Annotated in this window: 19 protein-coding genes; 11 read left to right on the top strand and 8 right to left on the bottom strand. The window is 29.9% G+C overall.

The window, feature by feature from the left end; all coding sequences use genetic code 11:
• Positions 1-270 precede the first annotated feature (270 nt).
• Positions 271-1,551, bottom strand: a complete 1,281-nt coding sequence (locus tag ACUXZJ_RS14090) for an anthranilate synthase component I family protein (RefSeq protein WP_060382593.1) — start codon at positions 1,549-1,551, stop codon at positions 271-273.
• A gap of 536 nt (positions 1,552-2,087) precedes the next feature.
• Here ACUXZJ_RS14090 and ACUXZJ_RS14085 point away from each other — a divergent pair.
• A complete protein-coding gene (locus tag ACUXZJ_RS14085) occupies positions 2,088-3,392 on the top strand; it encodes an NAD(P)/FAD-dependent oxidoreductase (protein WP_060382592.1) in 1,305 nt (434 codons plus the stop codon).
• Between the two features lie 110 nt (positions 3,393-3,502).
• Here ACUXZJ_RS14085 and ACUXZJ_RS14080 read toward each other — a convergent pair whose 3' ends face one another.
• The 3 genes from ACUXZJ_RS14080 to ACUXZJ_RS14070 form a co-directional block, all read right to left on the bottom strand.
• Positions 3,503-3,925 (bottom strand): DoxX family protein, encoded by a 423-nt coding sequence (locus ACUXZJ_RS14080; RefSeq protein WP_060382591.1) that lies wholly within the window; start codon positions 3,923-3,925, stop codon positions 3,503-3,505.
• Positions 3,926-3,977: 52 nt separating this feature from the next.
• Entirely contained in the window at positions 3,978-5,618 is a 1,641-nt protein-coding gene (locus tag ACUXZJ_RS14075; RefSeq protein ID WP_446195290.1) for a M1 family metallopeptidase, read from the bottom strand.
• A gap of 122 nt (positions 5,619-5,740) precedes the next feature.
• Positions 5,741-7,384: an acyl-CoA carboxylase subunit beta gene (locus ACUXZJ_RS14070; RefSeq protein WP_060382589.1), complete on the bottom strand. Its 1,644-nt coding sequence runs from the start codon at positions 7,382-7,384 to the stop codon at positions 5,741-5,743.
• A 161-nt stretch (positions 7,385-7,545) separates the two neighbouring features.
• Between ACUXZJ_RS14070 and ACUXZJ_RS14065 the strand changes: the two genes are divergently transcribed.
• The 3 genes from ACUXZJ_RS14065 to ACUXZJ_RS14055 all read left to right on the top strand — a co-directional run bounded on the left by ACUXZJ_RS14065 (position 7,546) and on the right by ACUXZJ_RS14055 (position 10,836).
• Positions 7,546-8,199 carry a DUF47 domain-containing protein gene (locus tag ACUXZJ_RS14065; protein WP_060382588.1) on the top strand — a complete coding sequence of 218 codons (654 nt, stop codon included), beginning with the start codon at positions 7,546-7,548 and terminating at the stop codon, positions 8,197-8,199.
• Positions 8,200-8,221: 22 nt separating this feature from the next.
• The gene (locus tag ACUXZJ_RS14060; RefSeq protein ID WP_063743031.1) at positions 8,222-9,847 is read left to right on the top strand and encodes an inorganic phosphate transporter; all 1,626 of its coding nucleotides are present in this window, start codon (positions 8,222-8,224) and stop codon (positions 9,845-9,847) included.
• Between the two features lie 266 nt (positions 9,848-10,113).
• Positions 10,114-10,836 carry a DUF2490 domain-containing protein gene (locus tag ACUXZJ_RS14055; protein ID WP_063743030.1) on the top strand — a complete coding sequence of 241 codons (723 nt, stop codon included), beginning with the start codon at positions 10,114-10,116 and terminating at the stop codon, positions 10,834-10,836.
• Positions 10,837-11,099: 263 nt separating this feature from the next.
• Here ACUXZJ_RS14055 and ACUXZJ_RS14050 read toward each other — a convergent pair whose 3' ends face one another.
• Both ACUXZJ_RS14050 and ACUXZJ_RS14045 read right to left on the bottom strand, forming a co-directional pair.
• Positions 11,100-11,855 (bottom strand): carboxypeptidase-like regulatory domain-containing protein, encoded by a 756-nt coding sequence (locus ACUXZJ_RS14050; protein WP_060382585.1) that lies wholly within the window; start codon positions 11,853-11,855, stop codon positions 11,100-11,102.
• Positions 11,856-12,045: 190 nt separating this feature from the next.
• Positions 12,046-12,465 (bottom strand): DUF1456 family protein, encoded by a 420-nt coding sequence (locus ACUXZJ_RS14045; RefSeq protein ID WP_060382584.1) that lies wholly within the window; start codon positions 12,463-12,465, stop codon positions 12,046-12,048.
• Positions 12,466-12,604: 139 nt separating this feature from the next.
• Between ACUXZJ_RS14045 and ACUXZJ_RS14040 the strand changes: the two genes are divergently transcribed.
• Entirely contained in the window at positions 12,605-13,006 is a 402-nt protein-coding gene (locus tag ACUXZJ_RS14040; protein WP_060382583.1) for a TerB family tellurite resistance protein, read from the top strand.
• A 350-nt stretch (positions 13,007-13,356) separates the two neighbouring features.
• On the opposite strand, the gene ACUXZJ_RS14035 is transcribed toward ACUXZJ_RS14040, so the two are convergent.
• Positions 13,357-14,823 (bottom strand): TonB-dependent receptor, encoded by a 1,467-nt coding sequence (locus ACUXZJ_RS14035; RefSeq protein ID WP_060382582.1) that lies wholly within the window; start codon positions 14,821-14,823, stop codon positions 13,357-13,359.
• Positions 14,824-14,907: 84 nt separating this feature from the next.
• On the opposite strand from ACUXZJ_RS14035, the gene ACUXZJ_RS14030 reads away from it, so the two are divergent.
• The 3 genes from ACUXZJ_RS14030 to ACUXZJ_RS14020 all read left to right on the top strand — a co-directional run bounded on the left by ACUXZJ_RS14030 (position 14,908) and on the right by ACUXZJ_RS14020 (position 18,492).
• Positions 14,908-15,672: an MBL fold metallo-hydrolase gene (locus tag ACUXZJ_RS14030; RefSeq protein WP_060383857.1), complete on the top strand. Its 765-nt coding sequence runs from the start codon at positions 14,908-14,910 to the stop codon at positions 15,670-15,672.
• Positions 15,673-15,675: 3 nt separating this feature from the next.
• The gene (locus tag ACUXZJ_RS14025) at positions 15,676-16,143 is read left to right on the top strand and encodes a hypothetical protein (RefSeq protein WP_060382581.1); all 468 of its coding nucleotides are present in this window, start codon (positions 15,676-15,678) and stop codon (positions 16,141-16,143) included.
• A gap of 1,773 nt (positions 16,144-17,916) precedes the next feature.
• Positions 17,917-18,492, top strand: coding sequence for a non-canonical purine NTP diphosphatase (locus ACUXZJ_RS14020; protein WP_060382580.1), 576 nt, complete (start codon positions 17,917-17,919; stop codon positions 18,490-18,492).
• A gap of 329 nt (positions 18,493-18,821) precedes the next feature.
• On the opposite strand, the gene ACUXZJ_RS14015 is transcribed toward ACUXZJ_RS14020, so the two are convergent.
• Positions 18,822-21,161, bottom strand: coding sequence for an ATP-dependent helicase (locus tag ACUXZJ_RS14015; RefSeq protein ID WP_262914950.1), 2,340 nt, complete (start codon positions 21,159-21,161; stop codon positions 18,822-18,824).
• 108 nt (positions 21,162-21,269) lie between these two features.
• Between ACUXZJ_RS14015 and ACUXZJ_RS14010 the strand changes: the two genes are divergently transcribed.
• The 3 genes from ACUXZJ_RS14010 to ACUXZJ_RS14000 all read left to right on the top strand — a co-directional run bounded on the left by ACUXZJ_RS14010 (position 21,270) and on the right by ACUXZJ_RS14000 (position 26,680).
• Positions 21,270-21,791, top strand: a complete 522-nt coding sequence (locus ACUXZJ_RS14010; protein ID WP_060382579.1) for a DUF7935 family protein — start codon at positions 21,270-21,272, stop codon at positions 21,789-21,791.
• Between the two features lie 457 nt (positions 21,792-22,248).
• Positions 22,249-24,456 carry a TonB-dependent receptor gene (locus tag ACUXZJ_RS14005; RefSeq protein ID WP_446195283.1) on the top strand — a complete coding sequence of 736 codons (2,208 nt, stop codon included), beginning with the start codon at positions 22,249-22,251 and terminating at the stop codon, positions 24,454-24,456.
• A gap of 106 nt (positions 24,457-24,562) precedes the next feature.
• Positions 24,563-26,680 carry a prolyl oligopeptidase family serine peptidase gene (locus ACUXZJ_RS14000; RefSeq protein WP_446195281.1) on the top strand — a complete coding sequence of 706 codons (2,118 nt, stop codon included), beginning with the start codon at positions 24,563-24,565 and terminating at the stop codon, positions 26,678-26,680.
• Positions 26,681-26,763: the final 83 nt, after the last annotated feature.

Below are 26,763 nucleotides of genomic sequence, written 5' to 3'. Positions count from 1 at the left end.
AAAATCTAAACTATGAGTATAGATCCCTTTTTTTAATTTGATACAATATAGGTGTTCAAATTATACATTGAGTATTTCTGCATTTTATAATCAAAAGATTTGTAGAAAACCTTATTCTTATATTGTTTAGACTTCGTTGGAACCAGTATAGAAGTAATAGGAATGACATAATTAATTTTTTAATGGCAAACTATAAAAGTAAATAGGATACTAGAGAAAAATTGTGAAAATTAAATATTTTTTGATGGATTTATAATAATATTTATTTTTTTAACTTAATACTTCACGCATGGCTTTAGCCTTTAATAAACATTCTTCGTATTCTTGTTCAGGGTCAGATAATGCGGTAATAGCACTGCCCACAGAAAAAGAAAGATAATGAGTATTAGAATTGTATAAAATGCTGCGAATGACTACATTAAAATCAAAATTACCAGAAGGAGTAAAGTAGCCTACGGCTCCACTATACAAACCTCTTTTGGTTTCTTCTAATTCCTCTATAATTTGCATAGCCGAGATTTTAGGAGCACCAGTCATACTTCCCATAGGAAAAGTGGTTTTTATAATATCAACAGGATTAGTTGTGCTTTTTACTTCAGAAATAACCGTTGAAATCATTTGATGTACTTGTTTGAAAGAATAAATTTTACATAATTCTTCTACTTCTACAGAACCTTTTATAGCTGTTTGAGCTAAATCATTTCGGACTAAATCCACTATCATAATATTTTCAGACCGTTCTTTTGGATTCTGTTCTAATTCAGTTTTAGAATTTGTATCTAAAATGAGATCTTCAAATCGTTTAGAAGTTCCTTTAATAGGTTGGCTGATAACTTTTTGATTTTCTTTCTTTATATAACGCTCAGGAGAAGCACATAGCAAATAATGGATATGATTTTTTAAAAAACAAGCAAAAGGAGCTTCTGAAATTTTATTTAATTCTTGAAAAATTTCAGAAGGAATGATTTTAACGTTTTTAGCATAAAACTCCATACAAAAGTTAGCTTCATAAAGATCACCTCTATGAATATGAGTCAACATTTGGTTCACTTTTTTTATATAATGCTCTTTTGAAACACGTTGTTCTATTATAATTGCAGATTTTTTGGTTTCCTTTTTGTTTTTCTGCAATATTTCTTCAAGATCTGAATCAATTTCATCATCGCACATATTTAAATAAGCAATTTCTAGTTCATTTCCTCTTAAGAAAAATATTTTTTTAGGTTGAAAAAAAAATAAATCAGAAAAATTTAATTCATCATGATTTTTAGAATTTAGTAATTCAATATCATTTTTTAGGTCGTAAGATAAGTAACCAAATAGCCAATCATTGGTTTGTTGTTGATATTGTTTTAAATCATCAAAAGCATTAAAATAGTCTGTTTTTAGGGAAGTAAAAGCATCTACGGCAACAATTAAGTCATAAGAACTATATTGTTGTGGATAGTCATTACTGTTTAGGTAGGCTACTTCACGAAAATTTTCTGCCCAAAGAAGTAATTTTTCTTTTATAATTATGGGATTAACTTTTATTTTTTTTAAGATTCTCACAATATACTTTTTTCAAAAGGCTAAAATATTACATACTTTACAGAATAGAAAATCAGAATGCTTTAAATAGTTGTTAAAGTATATAAAAGATTAGATAAGCAGTAGTAATAAATAATTTGTAGAAAAGATTTAGAGCCTTCTTATACCATTTAAACTTTGAAATTTCCTCATAATACTATTTTTTAAACTTGAGACTGTCCAAAAGTTCGCAATCTTTCATTTTACCAAAGAGAAAAATCACATAATGTTGATTATAGGACTCCTCCTTACCGGAGTGACAAACTGTATGCTGATTTAGGCACTATCCTACAAAAGCAATAAAAATTAGTGTTGGTTTTCGATGCGCTTCGCACTCGAACTAACGATGATTTCAATTATATACTCAACCGTCTTTTCGAGTTATTTCTAAAATGAAAAAACATATCGAGAATTTTACTTTTTAATCCCGTATATTTTAAGTTTAAATGGTATTAATAATCTTTTTATAGAGATATTTCTTAATTTTAAAACTTTAAAAATGTCAAGTCCTTTAACTAATGAATATTCCACAAAGTTCAAAGAAAAGAGTTGTTATAATTGGCGGTGGTTTTGCAGGTATTGCGTTAGCCAAAAAACTAAGAAATAAAAATTTTCAAGTCGTATTGATTGATAAACACAATCATCATACATTTCAGCCTTTATTGTATCAAGTTGCTACAGGAGGATTAGAAGCAGGTTCTATAGCATATCCTATTCGTAAAGTAATTCAAGGATGTACGGATTTTTACTTTAGATTGACTAATGTAAGAGAAATTGATACGAATCATCAAAAAGTTTTATCAGAAATAGGCGATATACATTATGATTATTTGGTTATTGCTACTGGATCTAAAACGAATTATTTTGGGAATAAAGAAATTGAACGTAATTCAATGTCTATGAAAACTATTCCTCAGTCACTAAATATTCGAAGCTTAATTTTAGAAAATTTTGAAGAGGCTGTTTTAACAAAAGATGAAGTAGAAAGAAATGCTTTGATGAATTTTGTTCTGGTAGGGGGAGGACCAACAGGAGTTGAATTAGCAGGAGCCTTGGCAGAAATGAAAAAAGCCATTTTTCAAAAAGATTATCCCGATTTAGATATTCAAAAAATGCAGATTCATTTAATACAAAGTGGCGATCGGATACTTAATACAATGACAGAAAAATCCTCTGTAGCTTCTGAAAATTTTTTAAAAGAATTGGGTGTTAAAATTTGGAAAAATGTACGTGTAACAAATTATGATGGACGCACAATTACGACTAATACAAATCTTGTTTTAGATGCGGCAACGGTTATTTGGACAGCAGGGGTTCAAGGAGCTTGTATACATGGTTTGCCAGAAGAATCTGTTGTCAAAGGAGTGAAACGAATAAGAGTGAATGAGTTTAATCAAGTAAAAGGGTTTGAAAATATTTTTGCCATAGGGGATATTGCTTCTATGGAAAATGAATTGTATCCGCAAGGACATCCTATGATGGCACAACCTGCCATACAGCAAGGGGATTTATTAGCAGATAATCTACTTAATTTACAACAAAATAAATCTATGAAAGCCTTTGTATATGATGATAAAGGCTCTATGGCAACTATTGGTAGAAATTTAGCTGTTGTAGACTTACCTAAATACCATTTTAATGGCGTTTTTGCTTGGTTTGTATGGATGTTTGTTCACTTGTTTTCATTGATTGGATTTAAAAACAAAGCGGTTGTTTTTTTAAATTGGGTTTATAATTACATTCGCTTTGATCGAGAAGGACGTTTGATTATTCGTCCTTATAAAAAGAAAAGTTTTATTACATTTACTAGTGACGAGATTTAGTGAATTATGGCTTAAGTTTAATTTTTTTAAACTTAAGCCGTTTTTATATTAACTAATTTAACTAATCACTTTTTTGAGAATGTAAAGATGATAATATCTTTTTTAAATTATCATTGTCCCATTTTAAAATAATAATCAGCAGAGTGTTTGCCACTTCCATAAAAAAGAAAGAAAGCACAAACACATAGTAAAAAGAACGATAAAATTAAATTTGTTGGATTCATTTGGTCGATAAAATTAATTAAGAATGCGCCTAAAAGAATAGGAATTTGAGCTATAATGGACCAACGTGTTAATAACCCAAATACAATCATAATTCCACCCATTATATGAGCTGCCATGACATAATGTACAATTAGCATTCCACCACCAAAATTTTTTATGGGTTCAATTAATTGTGTGTAATAAAGGGTATTAGTCATAAAAGAAACCCCTTTCATGAATAAAAAAATACCTACAAAAATTCTCAACAAATCCAATGAATAATAAGTGTGCGCATTTGCCCACTTATTCAAATTTTTTACTGTTTCCATAGCTGTTAGTTTATAAATTTTTATCTAATATACTAAAAATCAGCTTATTGTTTTAATTTTTTGGATTATATTTTATATAAAAAGCGTTTTCATTGGGTTGTATGTCGCTTATTTTGTTTATATCAAAAGGAATCGTTTGCCAATTATTGGAAACCAAGATCGTTTGTTTTTTATTTTTTATAAAGAGTTCGATAGGCATTTTAAAATTAGGCTCCTCCGTAACCCATCTAATTTCAAATGTACGGTCTTTTTTTTGAATTTCTAAGAGGGGAATAGTGGTGTATTTTAGATACTGATTAAATATAGGGGTTAGATTCTTCTTAGATTCTTTGTTAAAAAAATCAATTACTGTTTTTCCTTCGATAATTTGTTTTTTGTATTTTTTAGAGAAATTTAACAAAATATCCCACCATTTATCTATGCCTATAACATGACGTAGAGTGTTAAGCATATTAGCTCCTTTATAATAAATATCGCCACTTCCTTCTTTGTTTACCCCAAAATCTCCTATCATAGGACGGTCATGAGCTATGTTCATACGAAGTCCTTTACAATATTCTAGTGCTTTTTCATATCCGTATAGACATTCTATGAAAACTATTTCGGAATACATAGTAAAGGCTTCATGTATCCACATATCAGCAATGTCTTTGCTTGTTATACTATTGCCAAACCATTCATGACCTGTTTCATGTATCGTTATATAATCAAATAATAGTCCAATCCCAGTTCCTGATAAATCCTTCCCTTGATACCCTTTTTTATATTGGTTTCCGTATGCTATTGCACTTTGATGCTCCATTCCTAAATATGGACTTTCTACTAACTTATAGCTATCTTCCTTAAAAGGATATTCGCCAAATTTTGATTGAAAACAATCCAACATAGGTTTTACTTCTTCAAAGTGTTTTCGAGCTTTTGATTCATTATTTCGTAGGACATAATATTTTAGATCTAAGCCCTTATGATGGTCTTCAATTAATACATAATCACCTATATTCACAGTAATGTCGTAGGTGTTAATCGGATTTTTAACTTCCCAATCCCAACGGGTATAACCATTTTTGAGATCTTCATTTCCTAGAAATCGTCCGTTAGATATATTCATCAGTCCATTGGGAACGGCCACCTTAATAGAAGCTCCTAAATTGGGTTCATCACTTTGTGAATCTTTTACGGGGTACCAAGAACTGGCCCCAAATCCTTGACAGCTAACAGCCACCCAAGGTTTGTTGTTTAGATCATGAGTAAAGGTAAAACCACCATCCCAAGGGGCTCTTTTGGCTACTTTAGGATTTCCGGAATAATAGAATCTGATTTTTTGGGTGCTTCCTTTAGGAAGTGTATTAGGGAAATAGATAAAAGTAGCTATTTCATCACGTTTGTAATTCAGTTTTTGGTTGTCATAAAGGATGCTATCTATTTTCATGTTTTCAAATAAATCAATTTGAATTTTTGAAGTATGGTTTACTACTTTAAAAGTAATATCATTATAACCTATTATTGATTTTTGATCAATATTGATTTTGATGTTTAAATCATAACGTTGTACATCAAAACAGCTGCGTTCTGTTCGTAATCCTCCTTGTAGAGAATCTCGATGGCTATATTGTTCTTTGGCTACAGTTAGCTGTGCTGATATAGGTTGAGTTTTTAAAAAAAGGAATAATAATAATAAAATATATTTTCTCATAATAAAAAAAAATCTACCGTGTAAAGGTAGATTTTTATGAGTTTTAATAAAAAAATAATTTATTATTGGATTTTTTAAATAGACTATGAATAATTAAGAAACATAGATGTGGTTTTTTATAACTAAACTTGAATGACTCCTAAATTAAAAGGTTTTTCTATAGGAGCATGATTAGCAGCTTCTATTCCCATAGAAATCCAAGTACGAGTTTCAAGAGGATCTACAACAGCATCTGTCCACAAACGAGAAGCAGCATAGTAAGGAGAAACTTGTTCGTCGTAACGTGATTTTATTTTATTGAATAGTTCTTCTTCTTTTTCTGGGGTAATTTCTTCGCCTTTGGCTTTTAATGAGGTGGCTTCTATTTGTGTAAGTACTTTTGCTGCTTGTGCTCCTCCCATAACGGCTAATTCAGCACTCGGCCAAGCAAATATGAGTCGAGGGTCATAGGCTTTACCACACATAGCATAGTTGCCAGCTCCATAAGAGTTGCCTATTACGACTGTAAATTTAGGAACTACAGAGTTAGATACGGCGTTTACCATTTTAGCACCGTCTTTTATAATTCCTCCATGTTCAGACTTAGAGCCTACCATAAATCCTGTTACATCGTGCATGAATACTAAAGGGATCTTTTTTTGATTACAGTTTGCTATAAATCGAGTTGCTTTATCAGCACTATCAGAATAAATAACACCTCCAAATTGCATTTCACTAGGTTTTGTTTTGGCTCCTGTGGTTTTGGCTATCAAGCGTTGATTTGCTACAATTCCTACCGCCCATCCGTCAATACGAGCATAACCTGTGATGATTGTCTGACCATAACCTGCCTTATATTCATCAAATTCAGAATTATCAACTAAACGCTTGATGATTTCCATCATGTCATACTGTTCTGCCCGTGATTTTGGTAAAATTCCAAAGATTTCGTTCGGATCTAAAGCTGGCTTTTCGGATTTGATTCGGTTGTAACCAGCTTTATCAAAATCGCCCATTTTACTAACAATACTTTTAATTCTATCTAAAGCATCTTTATCATCTTTAGCTTTAAAGTCTGTTACCCCTGAAATTTCGCAATGTGTAGTAGCACCCCCTAGAGTTTCGTTGTCAATTGTTTCGCCAATGGCTGCTTTTACTAAATAACTGCCTGCTAAGAAGATACTTCCTGTTTTGTCAACAATCAAGGCTTCATCGCTCATAATAGGGAGGTAAGCACCACCTGCTACGCAGCTTCCCATTACGGCTGCTATTTGAGTAATTCCCATACTACTCATTAAAGCATTGTTCCGAAAAATACGTCCAAAATGTTCTTTGTCAGGAAAAATTTCATCTTGCATAGGCAGATAGACACCAGCGGAATCTACCAAATAGATGATAGGTAATCTGTTTTCCATTGCAATTTCTTGTGCACGTAAGTTTTTTTTAGCTGTAATAGGAAACCACGCGCCTGCTTTTACGGTTGCATCATTAGCCACTACTATACATTGTTTGCCTTGTATATAACCTATTTTTATAACAACTCCTCCTGATGGACAACCTCCGTGTTCTTTGTACATACCTTCCCCAACAAAAGCTCCTATTTCAATTGAATTTGTGTCTTTATCTAATAAATAATCTATTCTTTCTCGTGCAGTCATTTTGCCTTCAGCATGAAGTTTGGCAATACGTTTTTCTCCGCCTCCTAATTTTACTTTTGCTAAACGCTGTTTTAATTCAGATAGTAGAAGTCTGTTATGATCTTCGTTCTTATTGAAGTTTAAATCCATAGTGTATTGTTTAATTTCGGTGTGCTAAATTACAAAATCCGTTTTATTATTTAGAAAACCGTTAAAATACTGTTAACAGAATTAATACCTAATTCATCTTGACTTAACATTAACTTAACACACTCGGGGTATTTTTGCTTTCGAAATTAAATTGATTAAAAATGGCATTTAGAGACGTACTAAAATTCTTTTCACCAAAAGATACAACTTTTTATCCTTTGTTTACTAAGGCAACAACAGATTTACTTGCTTTATCTGAAAATTTACATGAAGCTGTAAATATAGGAAAAAGCGAAATGGAAAATAGAACGAACTACTATAAACAAGTAGAACAATTAGTAGCTGATATTGAAAGTGTAAACCATAAAATGAATATTGAACTAAGTAGAAATTTTATTACTCCTTTTGATCGTGAAGATATTCACATGTTAATTACTACTATTACAGATGTAGCCAATAATATTTATACGGCCTCTAATCGTATGAACTTATATAACGTAGTTAAAATTAATAAATCTATTCGTAAATTAACTGAGATCACTTTAGAGGCTTGTACTCATATTAATGGAGCAGTGTTAGAGTTGAAAGATTTAAAAAATTTAGACAAAATTAACAGTGCTGTTAAGAAAATAAATAAATTGGAAAGTAAAGCCGATTTAGTATTTGATAAGGCAGTAGCTGAGTTGTTTGAAAATGAAACAGATGTTGTTAATATTATTAAATACAAAGAAGTATTATATGCTTTACATAAAGCAACAGATAAATGTAAGGACGTATCTAGAACTTTAGAAGCAATTTCAGTTAAACACGCTTAGTCGCTCTAAATTATTTAAAAAAATGGAATTTGCTTTATTAATTATAATAATTGTTGTAGCTATGGGCTTCGACTTGGTTAACGGTTTTCACGATGCGGCCAATTCGATTGCTACAGTGGTTTCAACAAAGGTATTATCACCAACTCAGGCTGTAATATGGGCTGCAATATTTAACTTCGCCGCTTATTGGGTTTTTGATATGAGTGTAGGTAATACAGTAGCGAAAACAGTAGATAACTCAGTTATTGATTTATGGGTTATTTTATCAGGTCTATTAGCAGCTACAGTATGGAATTTATTAACATGGTGGTTAGGAATTCCTTCTTCTTCTTCCCATACTCTTATTGGTGGATTTGCGGGCGCAGCCGTAGCACATGCAGGATTTGATGTTTTGAAGTTAGAAGAAATTACAAAACCCCTGATGTTTATTGTTTTAGCACCAATTATAGGGGGAGTTATATCTTTTGTTATTACACTCATGACAATTCAAAGAAATTTCTTTATAAAATTGTTCTGTTATATCCTGTTAACCGTTTTTACAGTTTATATGACTTGGGCTTATAAAGATATTTTTGATATCAAGCCCATTATGATTTGGATCATAGGCGTTTTATTGTCTTCGTTTGTGTTAATTTTTATCATTTTTGAAATAGTTGTAGGTAAAAATAATACAGCTATGAAAGAAGGTAATTTATACAAAAAACTACAATTATTATCTTCCGCAGCCTTTTCATTAGGTCATGGTGGAGCCGATTCTCAAAAAGTAATGGGGATTATTTGTGCCGCTTGTATCGTATATGCTAATGGAGTAAGAAGAGGAGAGGTAAAAGGAGAAGTACCTAGTTTATTACAAGTAACAGAAGTTTTACAAGTGAAATATACTAACGACGAAGGTAAAATTAAAAAATTTAAACCAGCTATTGGTATCTTTGATAAAGATACAATTTATGTAGATGGTAAAAAGATTATTGATTTATCTGCAAAACAAAATATTTATGAAGATGAAAAGTTAGTAGCAGGAATTAATCCTAATAATCCTTTTATTTTACATTTGAAAAAAGAAAATATTGATTTGAGTAACTTTGAAAAAGCGGCTAAAGAGCTAAAAACATTACATGTATATACTGATAAAAAAGATGTACATGATACAGATACAAAAGAAGTTATTTTTAAAGACAAACAATTAAATCCTTCTTATCGTTATGCTAAAATTTTTGCAAAGTATGTAGATGAAAAAGGAAAGTTAAAAGAAGAGATCAAAGCAAAAATAGAAACTAAGGTTACAAATAAAACAATGCCTATATGGATTGCTTTTGGTTGTTATTTAATGATAGGTTTAGGAACTTTGATGGGCGGTTGGAAAATCGTAAAAACAATGGGAACGAAAATTACCAAAGTTACTCCTTTAGAAGGGGTTTGTTCTGAAACAGCTGGTGCCTTAACGCTTTTTACTGTTTCTCAAATGGGGGTTCCTGTATCTACAACACATACAATCACAGGGTCTATTATAGGAGTAGGAGCTACTAAACGATTAAGCGCAGTAAGATGGGGAGTAACCATTAATTTAATTTGGGCTTGGATTTTAACCATTCCTGTATCAGCATTAGTTGCCGCAATTATTTATTATATTTTGTCAGTTTTTAATTAATTATACTATTTCTCTAAAAAGAGGCTATTTTAGCCTCTTTTTTTTTAAACCTAGATTATATATTATAAACTTATTACAGATAAAAAAAGAGTTTGAATCTAAAAAATACTTAGTTTATTGTTATTAATTTACTAAAAAGATATTCATAAGAAAAAAATATACATTCTTTCATAACAGGGTATAAAACATAACCCAAGTTAAAAAAACAATAATTCAATATACAGCACACAACTTTAATTTAAAATTTTTTTAATCTAACACTAAACATGAAAAAAAAAAATCTAATCCTGTTACTAATCTTTATTACGGGAAATGTTTTAGGACAAAACGAAGAGCATTTGTCGGGTTTTTCTACTCTTTCATTAACGTATAAATTTAATAAAAAATGGTATGTCTATGGCGAGTTGCAAGCTCGATCAATTGTTGATTTGACCACTGTTGATTATTATGAAGTAAAAGGAGGAAGCGGATATAATATAAATTCAAATAATCAAGCTTTTTTAGGTTTAGGAAGATATGCTAATTATAGAGAAAAAAGTATTTCAAACGAAGAATTACGCTTCTGGCTACAGTATACTTATGCAAAAACAATTGGACGTGTTAAATTTGAAAATAGAATGAGGGGAGAAAAAAGACTTTTTCATAATCCTATTACAGATATAAATACAAATACAGAACGTTATAGAAATCGAATAAATATTATTGTACCTATTAATAATAAGAAAGTTGATACTAATACTTTTTTTGTAAATACGTATGATGAGCTATTTTTAGGACCAGATAATCCTGTTATAAAAAGAAATAGGATGTATATAGGTGGAGGTTATCAACTTTCCAAAGATTTTGGAGTATCCTTAGGTTATTTATTTCAAAGAGATTTTGGTTTAAAAACAAATACAAATTTGCATTTTATATTTTGTGGTCTAAATTTTACAATTGATAAATCAAATAGTGTCCCTGTAGAAGCACCTACGCCAGATCATGATTAACTTTTTTTTGTAAAAGAAAAGAGGCTGTTTGAAAAGTAATAAATCAACACATAGTTTGTTACTCTGACGTAAGTAAGAGTCTTGTAGTCAATATTATGTGATTTCTTCCTTTGGTCGAAATGAATAAGATTGCGAACTTTTTGGGCAGTCTCTTTTATTATTAAAATATTCGGATACCTATGATGGTTATATATCAGATTCTTAAAAAGTGAGTTCAGCTTTTAGAACATCTTTTTATTTTAAATGTTTAAAAAAATAAAAAATTATTTTTTCTTAAGTATTTTATATTCCTCATAACAACCATTGATGGCATCTAGAATTTGAAGATCATTGGCTGTTTTTATGAAAGATTCAGAATAATTACAGCGTTCCAGAATTTCATTTAATTCTTTTTCATTGATACCAAACATTAGATAAATGGTTTGACGATCATAACGATTTTGTAGTATATTTCTTATGTTGTCATCTTTTCTTAACTCTTTTAATTTCTTGAGTTCTGTTGGCTTCTTTCCAAAGAAATTATAAAGAGCATCGGCAGGATTAAATAAAGAACCAATTACCCTGTTAAAAGCATTAGGTGAGTTTTCGCCTCCTTCGTATCGTTTGGTAAGACCTGCTATAGAGTACCAATAATTTTCTCGTTCTGGAATTAATTTAGAGTCTACTTCTAAATAACCTGTAAGTTCATAAGGAGGAATTACAATTTCTTCTAAAGCATAAGCTTTTTCAGTTAATTTTATTCGGAAATTTTGATTTTTTATCCAGTCATTAGTTACTCTAATTTCAATAGATTGAAATCCTAAACAAGAAATAAGTAAATTGTCATTTACATCAGCTTTGATTTCAAAATTTCCTTTGGCATCTGATATAGCACCACGAACTTTATTGGTATTCACTATATTAACATTCCAAATTGGAGTTAAGGTATTGTTGTTGATGATAGTTCCTTTTACGGTGGTTTCTTGCCCCAAAACAGGAGAAGCTAAAAAGCTTAAAAATATAAATATAAAATATCTCATAACTAGAATTGTCTTTGCTAATGTAGTTAAACCTTATGATATTTCTTAGAGTTTAAAGTAAAATTAACAATGTGTTTAAGAAAAAGGCAGTGTTAAAAAGAGTGTTTTGTGAAAAATATCTAGAAAAAGAGAGTTAAAATAATGAATAGATGTTTCCTCTTTACGTAATAAGTAAGAGGAAACGATAGTATTAGCTTTTTTTCTTACCGTTTTTAAAACGTACAGATTCGAAAACAGGATTTGAAGTTTTGGTGTTTTTTTTAAAAGAAGTTTGCTTGTCTGCTGACTTAAATGTTTTGTCAACTGACTTCTTTTCGATAGGTTTATCAGATTGATTTTTTTTAATATTTTCTTTGTTTATTTGTAAAACTTCCAAAGGATTTTTGGGAGCTTCTTTGTTTCCTCTTAAAAAAAGAATTAGACCATTTAAGAAATTACGAAGTATCTGATCACCACATTCCATATATTTAGGATGATCTTCATTGCGAAAAATATTTCCTAATTCACCCTTTGAAATTCTAAAATCTACGAGTCCAAGAATTTCTACTATTTGATCGTCTCTAAGTTGAAGAGCAACTCTTAATTTTTTAAATATATCGTTGTTTGTCATGTGACATTAATTTTTTTCAAAGATACGGTTTTAATCTTTATTATTTATCGTATAAAACGGCTTGTTCACAGGATACTATCATATTTGTTTTTGCATATTCAGTACAAAAATTATAGATTTGTTAGGAAATGAAATAAGTATGAGTATCCAAAAAGAAAAGATTAATTTGTTACAAGAAATGATTGCATTTGCGGTTATAGATGGAGAATTACATGATAGAGAATATGATTTTCTCTGGATAGTGGCGCAAGAATTAGAGATAGATAAAGCAAAATTTTTGGAGTTATTTAATTTGAAAGAAGAAAAACAAGTGTTGAAAGATGAGTTTCAACGTGTTTTGCAGTTTTATAGACTGGCTTTATTGATGCACTGTGATGGGGTTTTGCATACTAGAGAAAAAGAGAAAATATTTGAAATAGGGATTAATATGGGATTAAACCCAAGTGCTATGAAAAGAGTACTTTATTTAATGGAAAAGTCGCCTAATCAAATGCTAGAAGCAGAGGTCGTTATAGGAGCTTTTCAAGAACAATTAAATTAAAGTATTTTTATGAAAATAAAATAACTTTTTTGTTCTCAAAAAATAAAAAAATCTTAGACTCTATACAATGAGCAAAAAGAGATTAATTTTTAGATACAAGGAGTAACTATTATCAAAAGAAAAGATGTTTCTTTTTTAAATTAATTAGGAAAAGTTATAAAAAGGTGTGCGGAATATTAAAATTTATAATACGAGTCTAATGTTTGATTAGTTTTTGGATTTGAGACGGGCTATGTAATTGAAGAGTTACTTATCATAATGAAATAAAAACGGTGTGTTTTAGAAGATCTAATAAAAAACGACTTAGGGTGAGTTATCTAAGTCGTTTTTTAATATTTTATAGTGTAAAGTTATACTTTTTCTATCTTTTTGTTTTCGTCACAACTAAAAAGATGATCGCGTTTAATTAGTTCTGCAATACCTTTTGGGAGCATTTCTTCCCAACCTGGCTGACCAGATCCAATCATTTTTAGGACTTCTCGAGAAAATATTTTTAAATGGGATTTGTCAAAATCTGTAATATCAATTACTTTTCCATTGTAAGCAAAGAATTTATATAATTCTTTCATTCTAGGATGGACTTTAAGGTTTTGAGAAGTAAGAATGGTTCCATCTTCATCTTCCATAGGATACAAATAAACTTTCATATCACGATAGAATAATTTACCGAAAGCTTCTAAGATACCACCACTTAAGTGACGATAGTACTTTTCATCAAAAATATCAATTAAGTTGTTTACTCCCATAGCAAGTCCCATACGCTCTTTGGTATAGTTAGAGAAATATTCTACAACTTTATAATATTCTTGGAAATTTGAAATGAGAACAGTTTGTCCTAATGAGCAAAGTAATTCTGCGCGATCTAAGAAATCTTTTTCATCAATTTCGCCATCGGAACGTAAATTAGATAGAGTAATTTCAAAGACCACAAGAGTGTTTTCTTCTTTTACTTTGTTTTCTTGAAGAAACATTTGTAGTGATTTTTCATACATATCCATGTTTACTTTCGTAACAGGACGAAAACTCCCTCTAAGAGCTAAAATATTTTTCTTATATAAGATTTGAGCGGGTAATACGTTTTTGGCATTAGGATCAAACATAACGGCATCAGTCATACCATTGCGTACTAATTGTAAACTCATTAAGCGGTTGTCAACTTGGTTGAAACGAGGTCCTGAAAAATTTACAGTATCAATTTCTAATTGGTCTTTGTCTATATGATCGTATAGATAGCGCAATAAACGTTTAGGATCATTGTATTTATAAAAAGCACCGTAAATTAAGTTTACGCCTAATTTACCTAAAGTTTCTTGTTGTAATTTAGCATCATTTTCTTTGAAACGAATATGAAGAATAATTTCATTATATGCTTCATCTGGGTCTAATTGAAAAATAATCCCCACCCATCCATGTCCTTTGTATTGTTTTGCAAAATCTATAGTAGCTACCGTGTTTGCATAACTAAAAAATAATTTATTAGGATGTTTTTCTCTTTTGAGTCGTTGTTCAACTAATTCAATTTCGTGTTGAAGCATTTTACGTAAGCGACTTTCTGTAACATAACGGCCATCATCTTCTATACCATAAATAGCATCACTAAAATCCTTATCATACGCACTCATTGCTTTGGCAATAGTGCCAGAAGAAGCTCCAGCTCTAAAAAAATGTCTAACAGTTTCTTGTCCAGCACCTATTTCGGCAAAAGTACCGTATATGTTTTCGTTTAGATTGATTCTTAGGGCTTTATCACTTATAGAAGGGATTTGTTCAATCTCTCTATCTCCTTTTAATCTAATTTCGTTTTGTAGATCTTTCATCTTCATAATTAAATACGAGGCAAAGGTAGTAAAAGCCTTATTTTTTATCAAATAATATTTATTTTTGTGCAAAAAGGATTTCTATTGAAAATATATTTTTTAGGTACGGGAACTTCACAAGGAATACCCGTTATTGGGAGTGATCATCCTGTTTGTTTAAGTGAGGATGTAAGAGACAAACGTTTGCGTGTTTCTGTATGGATTCAATGGGATCATGATTCTTTTATAATAGATTGTGGTCCTGATTTTAGACAACAAATGCTCTTGTCTAAATGTTCTAAAATTGATGCTCTTTTTTTTACACATGAACATGCTGATCATACGGCAGGTCTAGATGATATACGCCCTTTTTTCTTTAAGCAAGGGAATATATCTATTTATGCACATGAACGGGTTTTGAAAAATTTAGAAAAAAGATTTGATTATATCTTTGAAAAAGTTGATAAATATCCAGGAGCTCCTAGTGTAGATGAACATAGGGTAATTAATGGACAAGTAATAAAAATAAAGGATAAAATAATAGAGCCAATAAGTGTTTGGCACGGTAACTTACAAACCTTTGGTTATCGTTTGGATCGTTTTGCTTATTTAACTGATGTTAAAAGTATTGATGAAGAAGAATTAAATAAACTTTTAGGATTGGAAGTTTTAGTGATTAACGCGTTACGAGAAGAATTACATGACACACACTTTAACTTAGAGGAAGCCTTGACATTAATAAAAAAAGTAAAACCAAAGAGAGCTTATTTAACTCATATAAGTCATTTGTTTGGGTTTCATGAAGAAATTCAAAAAAAATTACCAGATAATGTATGGGTTGCTTATGATAATTTAGAAATAACCATTTAATATATGAGAAAATTACTTTTATACGGATTCATCTTTTCCGTTTTAATGAATATTTTTCAATTGATGTATGCTACTAAAAAATTTAATCATGATAGCAAAACAACAGAAAAATACAAGAAAAAGATAAAAGATTCAATAGCTAAGATTGTTGCAGAAAAAGAAGAAGGTGATTATTTTTCATTAATGTACAATGATAAGGCCAGAGATTATTTTGAAGATCAGAATATAGATGAATTAATGCCTCGAATAAAAGAGCAATTAGTAGAAATGAATAATAATCCCAAAGGAAATCCTTTAGTTTCATACGAAGGGATGGTAATTAATAAAGTTCGTTTTTTAAATCATCGTTGGATAATTGCTGATTTTACAGGAGAATCAGGTTGGGGAGAAGTTATTTTAAAGTACTTTGTAGAACCAAAGGGAAAGGTATCTTTTGAGCCAGCCGAAATTTTAATGTATCCCAATGATTAAAAAAGTAATATTTTATAAAGAACTATATGCTCTTGTTCTAAGTATATTCATTTTATTGTAATACTTTAATTAATTTAAAGAATTTGTTTATAAAGGTTTGTTGGATTTTTTTCAATAAACCTTTTTTGTTTTAAAATTTTAAAAATGAATGTCTAATCTAAATTGCACATTAGAAATTTATTGAATTTAAAAAAGATTTTTTCCGTGTATTAAATTCTATTGTTTCCTTTTTTGAATAACGTTTAGGTTGTTTTTCCTTCTTAAGAGGATGGAATCAGGATATTATTCTGTATATACGATAAGCGTTTTTTATTACTGTGATTAAGGTTTCTTTTGGTCTTATGGATCCCCTTTTTTTATAATCAGGCTTCGTTATGGTTACGGTTCATTTCTTCTTGAAATTCTTCAATATTTATAATGGAGTTGTATACGTATTGTTTTTGTATTGATTTTTTTAATAATGTGTTTAAAATAAATTTCTGGGTGAAACCATAATATATCTTAAAAACTAGATATAGGAATTTATAGAATAAAAAAAGAGACTGTTCAAAAAATTCGCAATCTTGTCATCGACCAAAGGGAGGAATCACATAATGTTGATTATAAGAACCTTCTTTACGCCGGAGTGACAAACTGCGGTTGATTTATTACTTTTTGTACAGCCTCTTTTAAATATAAATTTTTAAACGATAATTTTATATCTCCCAAAAACAAAAAAATAAGATAAAGAGTGGTGTTTCTGCTAATCAATAATATTTTGTGAAGAAAATTACCCAATAAAATACAAAACATGATTAGTAGTTTGCTTTATCTAAAGTTCGTTTAAAAATTTAGTTTGTTTACTTGATTAAGAACGTGTTTCAAAGGTAGATGATTGAAAATGAATTTATTTACGGGTTTGCCGTATATTATGTTAAAGTTTGTTTTTTGTTATAAGAGTCTTTAAGCTTTATTTGTGTTTTTCAAAAAGAAAAATAGAGTTTTGTGTTGATAGATAGAGGATTTTGTAAAATGTGTCTAATAATTGAAAATCAGCTACTGGTTGTTTTTATTGAAAAAATGGTTGAAAATTTATTTTTACTTGATTAATAATGTGTTGAAAAAGAGCTAAATGAGAAGTGTTTTTGTGATAGATGTTTTATGTATTGTGTATAATTAAAAACAGCCATGCAAATAATTGCATAGCTGTTTTTTAATAAATTTTTAAACGATAATTGTATATCTCCCAAAAACAAAAAATAAGATAAAGTTGTAGTGTTTCTACTAATCAATAGAAAATTTTAAGAAATTACCCAATAATACAAAATTTACATAGTAGTTACTTTATCGAAAATTCGTTTAAAAATTTAGTCTGTTTTAATTGATTAAGAACGTACCCAAAGATAGATAATTAAAGATTATTTTTATTACGGATAATCCATACATTATGTTAAATATTTTAATCTAATTAAAAAAAGCTATGCAAACAATTGCATAGCTTTTTTTTGATAAATTTTTAAACGATAATTGTATATCTCCCAAAAACAAAAAAAATAAGATAAAGCGGTAGTTTTTCTACTAATGAATAGAAAATTTTAAGAAAATTACCCAATAATACAAAATCAGTTAGTAGTTACTTTATCGAAAATTCGTTTAAAAAATTTAGTCTGTTTTAATTGATTAAGAACGTATACAAAGGTATGTGATCGAGTATAAAAATTAGTGTGGATTTTCCGTATATTATGTTAAATTTTATTCTGAAAAATAGTATCTTGCTTTACAAAAAACTAGAATATGAAAATAGTCTTCGCATCTAATAACCAAAATAAAATAAAGGAAATCAAAAGACTAATACCTGATGAAATTGAAATATTAAGCTTGAAGGATATTAATTGTTTGGTTGATATACCAGAAACGGCTACAACTATTGAAGGGAACGCAAGGCTTAAAGCAGATTATATTACTCAACATTACGGTTATGCTTGTTTTGCTGATGATAGTGGGCTAGAAGTGGAGGCTCTTAATGGAGAACCAGGTGTTTTTTCTGCAAGATATGCTGGAGAAGAAAAAGATGACCAAAAGAATATGGATAAACTTTTAAGTGTATTGTCTGGAGAGCTGAATCGTAAAGCTAATTTTAAAACGGTTATAGCACTTAATTTAAAGAATCAGCAGTATTTGTTTACAGGAACGATAGATGGAAAAATAACGTTTGAGCAAAGAGGACTTAATGGTTTTGGGTATGATCCTATTTTTATCCCTGATGGATATGAAAATACTTTTGCAGAGATAACGCTTGAAGAAAAATCAAAAATAAGTCATAGAGCAAAAGCGGTTAAACAGTTAGTAGAATTTATAAATAAAATCTAATTAAAGTTACGTGGTAGAAAATAATTACAGATAAAAATTTCTATGTATTTTATTTTTTATTCTTCAACATAAATTCAATAAAGGGGTTGTATTTTAGAGAATTAAAATATTTTTATTAAGGCATTGAAATTAGGTCTGTAAATTTTTAGGTTCTTGTTTGAATTTAAAAAAATTGTGGATAGTATAACCGTAGTTTTGTTCTTTTAATTAATCAATTTTACTTTAGGTATTTTTAGAAAAAGGAAGAGGTTGAACAAATTAGTATAAATCATATTTTGGACAACCTCTTTTGAATCATAATAAAGGATAAAACGTGTATTTCTTAAATTTTATCCTATTATGTTTAATTTAGCAAAACGTAATAATAATTTTTTAATACCTCCAATTTCAAAACGTATTTCTGCTTTTTTATCTGCTCCAACACCTTCAAGATTTAATACCTGTCCTTTACCAAATCGTTCGTGCATAACAATATTACCAATTGTTAAACCTGTATTGTTAGTTGTATTGCTAATTTCGGATCCTGATGTAGGATTAGATAAAGGCTTTAAGCGTCTAATTGCAGGGTTAGATGTTGGCTCTGTGTTAATTTGTTTAGGAGGTGTACCCGCAATAGGTTTTTGTAAGCGTAGTTTGGATTTGTCTACTTCTCCAAAAATATCAGCATTGATAGTAGGTTTGTAACGATAATTTGTTTCTACAGGAGACAAAAATTCTAAATATTGGGAATTAATTTCTTCTATAAAACGAGAAGGTTCTGAATCTATTAATTTACCCCATCTATAACGAGATTGAGCATAGGTTAAGTAAGCTTGATGTTCAGCTCGTGTGAGAGCTACATAAAAAAGTCGTCTTTCTTCCTCTAGTTCACTTCTAGTATTTAAACTCATAGCACTAGGAAATAAATCTTCTTCCATACCTACAATGAAAACAGTAGGGAACTCAAGTCCTTTGGCTAAGTGAATAGTCATCAATGCTACACGATCATCATCGCCTGTATCATTGTCTAAATCCGTAGCTAAAGCTACATCTTCTAAAAATTCAGATAAAGCACCTCTAGCTCCATCCACTTCTTTTTGTCCTTCTATAAAGTCCTTAATACCATTTAGTAATTCTTCAATATTTTCTATTCTGGCAATACCTTCAGGGGTTCCGTCTTTTTTTAGTTCTTGAACGAGTCCCGTTTTTTTAGTAACATGTTCTGTTAGATAAAAGGCATCTTGATTTTCGTTGATGACCTGAAAACTTTTGATCATGGTTACAAAATCACTTATTCGTTGTTTTGTACCTGAATTTAATTTTAAATCAATTTTGTCAACGTGTTCCATAACTTCAAAAATGGAACGTTTATAATAATTGGCGGCTACGGTTAATTTTTCTACGGTAGTATCGCCAATGCCTCGGGCAGGATAATTAATAACGCGTACTAATGCTTCTTCATCTTTAGGATTTACTACTAATCTTAGATAAGAAAGTACGTCTTTAATTTCTTTTCTTTGATAAAAAGAGAGACCTCCATAAATTCTATAAGGAATATCTCGTTTTCGCAATGCGTCTTCCATAGCGCGAGATTGTGCATTGGTACGATATAAAATAGCAAAATCACTGTTCTTTTTTTGATTTTGCATTTTGTCTTCAAAAATACTAGATGCTACAAATCTTCCTTCTTCACCATCGGTTAAACTTCGGTGTACTTTTATTTTAGGACCATTATCGTTAGCAGTCCATACTACTTTATCAAGTTTCGTTTTATTGTTATCAATAACATTATTTGCTGCTTCTACTATATTTTTTGAAGAACGGTAATTCTGTTCCAAACGATACATTTGCACATTCTCATAGTCTTTTTGAAAATTTAGGATGTTATTAATATTAGCTCCTCTAAAAGCGTAGATACTTTGAGCATCATCTCCCACAACACAAATATTTTGAAAACGATCAGAGAGTGCCTTAACAATTAAATATTGAGAATGATTAGTATCTTGATACTCATCTACTAAAATATATCGGAAACGATCTTGATATTTCATCAAGACATCAGGAAAACGAGTTAAAAGTTCATTGGTTTTTAATAACAAATCATCAAAATCCATAGCTCCTGATTTGAAACAACGCTCAACATAATTTTGATAAATTTCACCTAATCGAGGCTTTTTGCTCATGGCATCGGCTTCTTGTAATTCAGGATTATTAAAGTATGCTTTTACTGTAACAAGACTATTTTTGTATTGTGATATCCTACTTAATATTTGTTTGGGTTTATAAATATCCTTGTCTAATTGCATTTCCTTAATAATTTGTCCTATCAAACGCACAGAGTCTTGAGAATCGTAAATAGTAAAGTTAGAAGGATAGCCTAGTTTTTCGGATTCTATACGTAGAATTTTTGCAAAAATAGAGTGAAAGGTTCCCATCCACAGGTTTTTGGCTTCATTATTTCCTACAATACTTGCAATTCGGACCTTCATCTCACGAGCTGCTTTGTTTGTAAAAGTTAAGGCCAAAATATTAAAAGCATCTACTCCTTGACTCATCAAGTTAGCAATACGAACTGTTAATACACGTGTTTTGCCCGAACCAGCTCCAGCAATTACAATCATGGCACCTTCTTTTTGTAAAACAGGCGCTCTTTGTGCATCATTTAGTTTTTCTATTATCTCTTGAATCATAACCAAAAATCAAAGGGTCAAAAATACTGCTACTAAAATTGGATTACAATAATTTTTTTGAGTTTATTTGTATTCACATCATAAATTAATAAAAAGTATTTTTAAAAAATGAGTTCAATAAACATATTAGAGATTGCTGCGTATACAATTCCTTCTGTAGTGACAGCAGGTGTTGCTTATTATTTTTTTCAAGCATATTTCAAAGATCAACAAAATATGCGCTATTGGTTGTTACAAAAAGAAAATCAAAAAGACTCTTTACCTTTAAAATTACAAGCATACGAAAGAATGGCTTTGTTTTTAGAACGTATTAATCCTTCTAAATTATTAATGAGAGTAGCCCCAATGAGTGAAGATAAAATGCTGTATGCTGTTTTTTTAATAGATCATATAGAGCAAGAACTAGAACATAATATTACACAGCAAATCTATTTAACAGATAATTGTTGGAATGTTATTTTAACTGCAAAGAATACAGTTATACATAACATTCAAAAAAATGCCAAAAACGAAAAAATAAAAAATGCTGATGATTTACGTCAAGTTATCGTAAGTCAGTTATCCCATCAAGAATCTCCTACATCGGTAGCTCTTGCGTATCTTAAAAAAGAAATAGGACAAGTTTTGTGATTTGTTTAAAAAAAACAGATATTTTTTCGTTATTAAAAAAGGATTGTTTATTTTTGTTAAATGAATAAAAAGATAAATATAGTTAGTTTCTTGCTACTAGGAGTGTTAGGCTTTGTCTTAGCATTCCAATCTTTGCATTCATTAGAACATTTAATAGAACAATTAAGGACACCCCATTGTAAACATAAGTATGATCATTCGCATACGGTTGTTTCACATAGTCACCAAGATTTTGATGACTGTTTTGTTTGCCATTATTCTTTTGGTGATTACTTAAATTTTGTATTACCTACTATTGAATTTGAATCAATAGATTACAATACTGCGTATTTGTTTGGTTATATTGAGAAAGTAAGTTTTTTCAATGGCAGTTTACAAAATACCAGAGCGCCTCCATTTTTTATTGTTTAAATTATTATATATCCCACATATTAACAATAAAAATATTCCAACTTAAATGAGAAAAAAAATAATAGCCCTATTATTGGGGCTTAATGCTATTGTATATAGTCAAAATATTCTGAAAGGAAAAGTTACAAACATAAATAAAGAAGAAATAAAAGGAGTATCAATTTCAATTCCTGAACTGCACAAAGAAACAATAACAGATGATTTTGGGAACTTTAAAATAGATAAATTAGCATCAGGAGTTTTTTCAATTATTTTATCACATCCAAATTACGATGTTTATACCTCAATAGTGATGTTGAATAAAAAAGAGAATACCTATGATGTTGTTTTATTAGAAGAACATACACATCATATAGAAGAAGTAATTGTTTCTACCGCATTTAATAAAGCTCAGAGCCAAAATGTAATGAAAGTAGAACATAGTTCATTAAAGGCATTACAACAAAAAGGAGGAGCAACATTAATGGAAAATATTGCTACAATACCTGGTATTTCTAACGTGTCAACAGGAGTATCAATAGGTAAACCTGTGATTAGAGGATTAAGTAGCAATCGTGTTTTAGTATATTCACAAGGTGTACGATTAGAAAATCAACAGTTTGGAGAAGAACACGGTTTAGGCTTGAGTGATAGCGGTGTAGAGAGTGTTGAAGTTATAAAAGGACCCGCTTCTCTATTATATGGTTCAGATGCTTTAGGAGGGGTCTTGTATTTTAATCCAGAAAAATTTGCACCATCAGGCGCTTACGCCGCTCATTTTTCTCAAAAATATTTCAGTAATACTCAGGGAAGTTCTACAGGTTTTGGCTTGAAATCATCAGGTGAACATTGGAAATTTTCTATTAGAGGAGCACATAATACACACTCAGATTATTTGACAGGAGAAAATCAAAGAGTAACTAATTCACGTTTTAATGAAACAGATGCTAAAATAGCTTTAGGATATTATCATTCAAGATTTTCATCTGTATTAAGATATAATATTAATAATCTAGATTTAGGCTTGCCAGAAGAATTGAGTGAGCAAAGTTTGTCTAAAAAAACGCTTGATCCCAAACAATTAATAATAGGTCAAATAGCCAGCTGGAATAATACATTATTTTTAAATAATTCAAAATTAGAAGCCGAAATAGGATATGTGGCTAATAAAAGAAAAGAATTTGAAAATTCACCAATAGCTTCATTGAATATGAATTTACAGACACTAAATTATAATCTAAAATATTACACTCCTAAAATAGGCAATCTTGAAACAATTGTAGGTGTGCAAGGAATGTATCAAACTAATAAGAACTCTGGAGAAGAACTTTTAATACCTGATGCAAAAACAAATGATCTAGGTGTTTTGATAACGTCTATGTATACTTGGAATAAAAAAGTTTTACAAGCAGGAATTCGTTTTGATAAAAGAAATGTAAAAACAGATTTACATGGAGAAGAAGGCGAAGAAGGATATTTTAAGCCCATTGATAAAAATTTTAGAAGTATTAATGCGTCTTTAGGTTATAAAACAAATTTGTTTGATAATTTTATTATGAGATTAAATCTAGCTACTGGATTTAGAGCACCTAATCTAGCTGAGCTTACATCTAACGGAGTGCATGAAGGAAGTAATCGTTATGAAAAAGGAAACGAAGATTTAAAAAATGAACAAAATATTCAAGCAGATTTGAATTTAGAATACGGAAATTCTCATATCGAATTATTTGCTAATGGGTTTTATAACCATATAAAAAATTATATCTATATAGCTCCAACAGGTGATCGTATAGATGACAAAGATGTTTATACTTATGAACAGACAAATGCTAAATTGTATGGAGGAGAAATGGGAGTGCATTTACACCCGCATCCTATAGACTGGTTGCATATAACTTCTAGTTTTGAAATGGTAATAGGTAAAAAACAAAATGACGAATTTTTACCATTAATACCCGCAAACAAATGGATGAATACGATAAAAGCCCAATATAATATAAATAAGACAATAAAAGAAGGTTATCTTTTAGCTAACTATGAAACAAATTTTGCTCAAAATAATATTTCTACTTTTGAAAAAAATACATCCTCTTACTCATTATTAAATTTTGGATTAGGAGGTGATTTTTCTGTTTTTAAATTAAATTTTAATTTGAATGTTGTAGCAAATAATATATTAAATCAAAAATATATAGCCCATCTGTCTCGTTTAAAGACAGATAATATTCAAAATATGGGAAGAAATATTGTACTGGGAATTAATTTTAAACTGTAAAATAATTCATTTTTGGACAAAAAAGCACTCTTTTCTTAAAGAGTGCCTTTTTTTTAACGTATTTCTAACATTTGAAAACGTATTTTTGTTTAAAATAAATTAAAAAATGAAAGTTTTAACATCTACAGTGATTTTGGCTACTAGTTTGGGGGCTATAGCACAATCTAAAATAAACATGAATTCTATGGAATATCCTGAAACAAAAAAAAAGGAACATGTTGATACCTATTTTGGAACAGCTATTCAGGATCCTTATCGTTGGCTTGAAGATGATCGTTCCTTAGAGACCGAGGCATGGGTGAAGACTCAAAATACCGCTACCTATAAATATTTAGATCAAATACCTTATCGGGCTGTATTGAAAGAGCGTTTAGAAAAAATGTGGAATTATGAAAAAATTAGTTCCCCATTTATAGAAGGAGATTATACTTATTATTATAAGAATAATGGTTTGCAAAATCAATCTGTTTTATATAGAAAAGATAAGCACGGAAAAGAAGAAGTATTTTTAGATCCTAATACATTTTCTAAAGATGGAACAACATCCTTAGCAGCTGTCAACTTTTCAGAAGATGGAAGTAAGGTAGCTTATCAAATCTCTATAGGAGGATCAGATTGGAGAGAAATAATTATTATAGATGCCAAAACCAAAAAAATATTAGATACCAAAATAATAGACGTAAAATTTGGTGCAGTTTCTTGGTATAAAAATGAGGGTTTCTATTATTCCAGTTATGACAAGCCCAAAGGAAGTGAATTATCAGCTAAAACGGATCAACATAAGTTGTATTATCATAAATTAGGAACCAAACAAAAAAATGATCAAATAGTTTTTGGTTTAGATAAAAAAAGATTATATGTAGGAGGATTTGTAACAAGAGATAATCATTATTTAGTCATAACAGCATCTAATTCAACTTATGGTAATGAATTATATATAAAAGACTTAAGGAAAAATAATAGTCCCATTATAACCTTAGTAGATAATTTTGATTCAGATAATGATGTAATAGAAAATAAAGAAGATGTTTTTTATATAACAACGGATTATAAAGCACCCAATAAAAAAATTGTGACAGTTGATTTATCAAATCCAAAACAAGAAAATTGGAAAGATTTGATAAAAGAAACCACGGATGTATTAACTTCCACGGTGGGAGCTGGATATATTTTTACACACTATATACAAGATGCCGTTTCTATGGTAAAACAATATGATTTTTCAGGAAACTTAATACGCATAATTAAATTGCCAGGAATAGGTTCAGCAAGTGGTTTTGCTGGAAAACCAAAAGATAAAACATTATATTTTTCTTTTTCTAATTATTACACTCCTAATAGTATTTATTCTTTAAATCCAGAAACAGGAGAGACGGCTATTTATCAGAAACCTAAAGTAGACTTTCAGAGTGATCTGTATGAATCAAAACAAGTGTTTTATAAATCTAAAGATGGAACAAAAGTTCCAATGATTATAACATATAAAAAAGGGACTAAATTAAACGGGAAAAATCCAACTATATTATATGGATACGGAGGATTTAATATAAGTTTAATGCCTAATTTTAGTGTTTCAAATGCACTTTGGTTAGAAAATGGAGGAGTTTATGCCGTAGCCAATTTGCGTGGAGGAGGTGAATATGGTAAAAAATGGCATATAGCAGGAACTAAATTGCAAAAACAAAATGTTTTTAATGATTTTATAGCAGCAGCAGAATATCTCATAAAAAATAAATTTACATCTAGTGATTTTTTAGCAATTCGAGGAGGTTCTAATGGAGGTTTATTAGTAGGAGCAACCATGACACAGCGTCCTGATTTAATGAAAGTAGCTTTGCCAGCCGTTGGAGTGTTAGATATGTTACGCTATCATACCTTTACCGCAGGAGCAGGATGGAGGTACGATTATGGAACAACAGAAGATAGTAAAGAAATGTTTGAGTATCTCAAAAAATATTCGCCAATACATAATGTCAAAAAAGGAGTAAAATATCCAGCAACCTTAGTAACTACGGGAGATCATGATGATAGAGTAGTGCCTGCACACAGTTTTAAGTTTGTATCAGAACTTCAAGATAAGCAATCAGGAACAAACCCCACTTTGATACGTATTGATATAAATGCAGGACATGGAGCTGGAAAATCAGTTTCCGCTACTATAAATGAAAATGTAGATATACAAGCATTTACATTATGGAATATGGGGATCAAAAAAATAAATTAGCATAAAAATATTTTATGTAATATAAAAAAATAAAATCGTCTGAACACAAACAGACGGTTTTTTTTTGAAGTGAATTTATATCA

The sequence above is a fragment of the Flavobacterium sp. TN-1 genome (assembly GCF_052828645.1).
The sequence above is the reverse complement of the archived record's forward strand: the minus strand, read 5'-3'. Positions and strand labels throughout refer to the sequence as shown.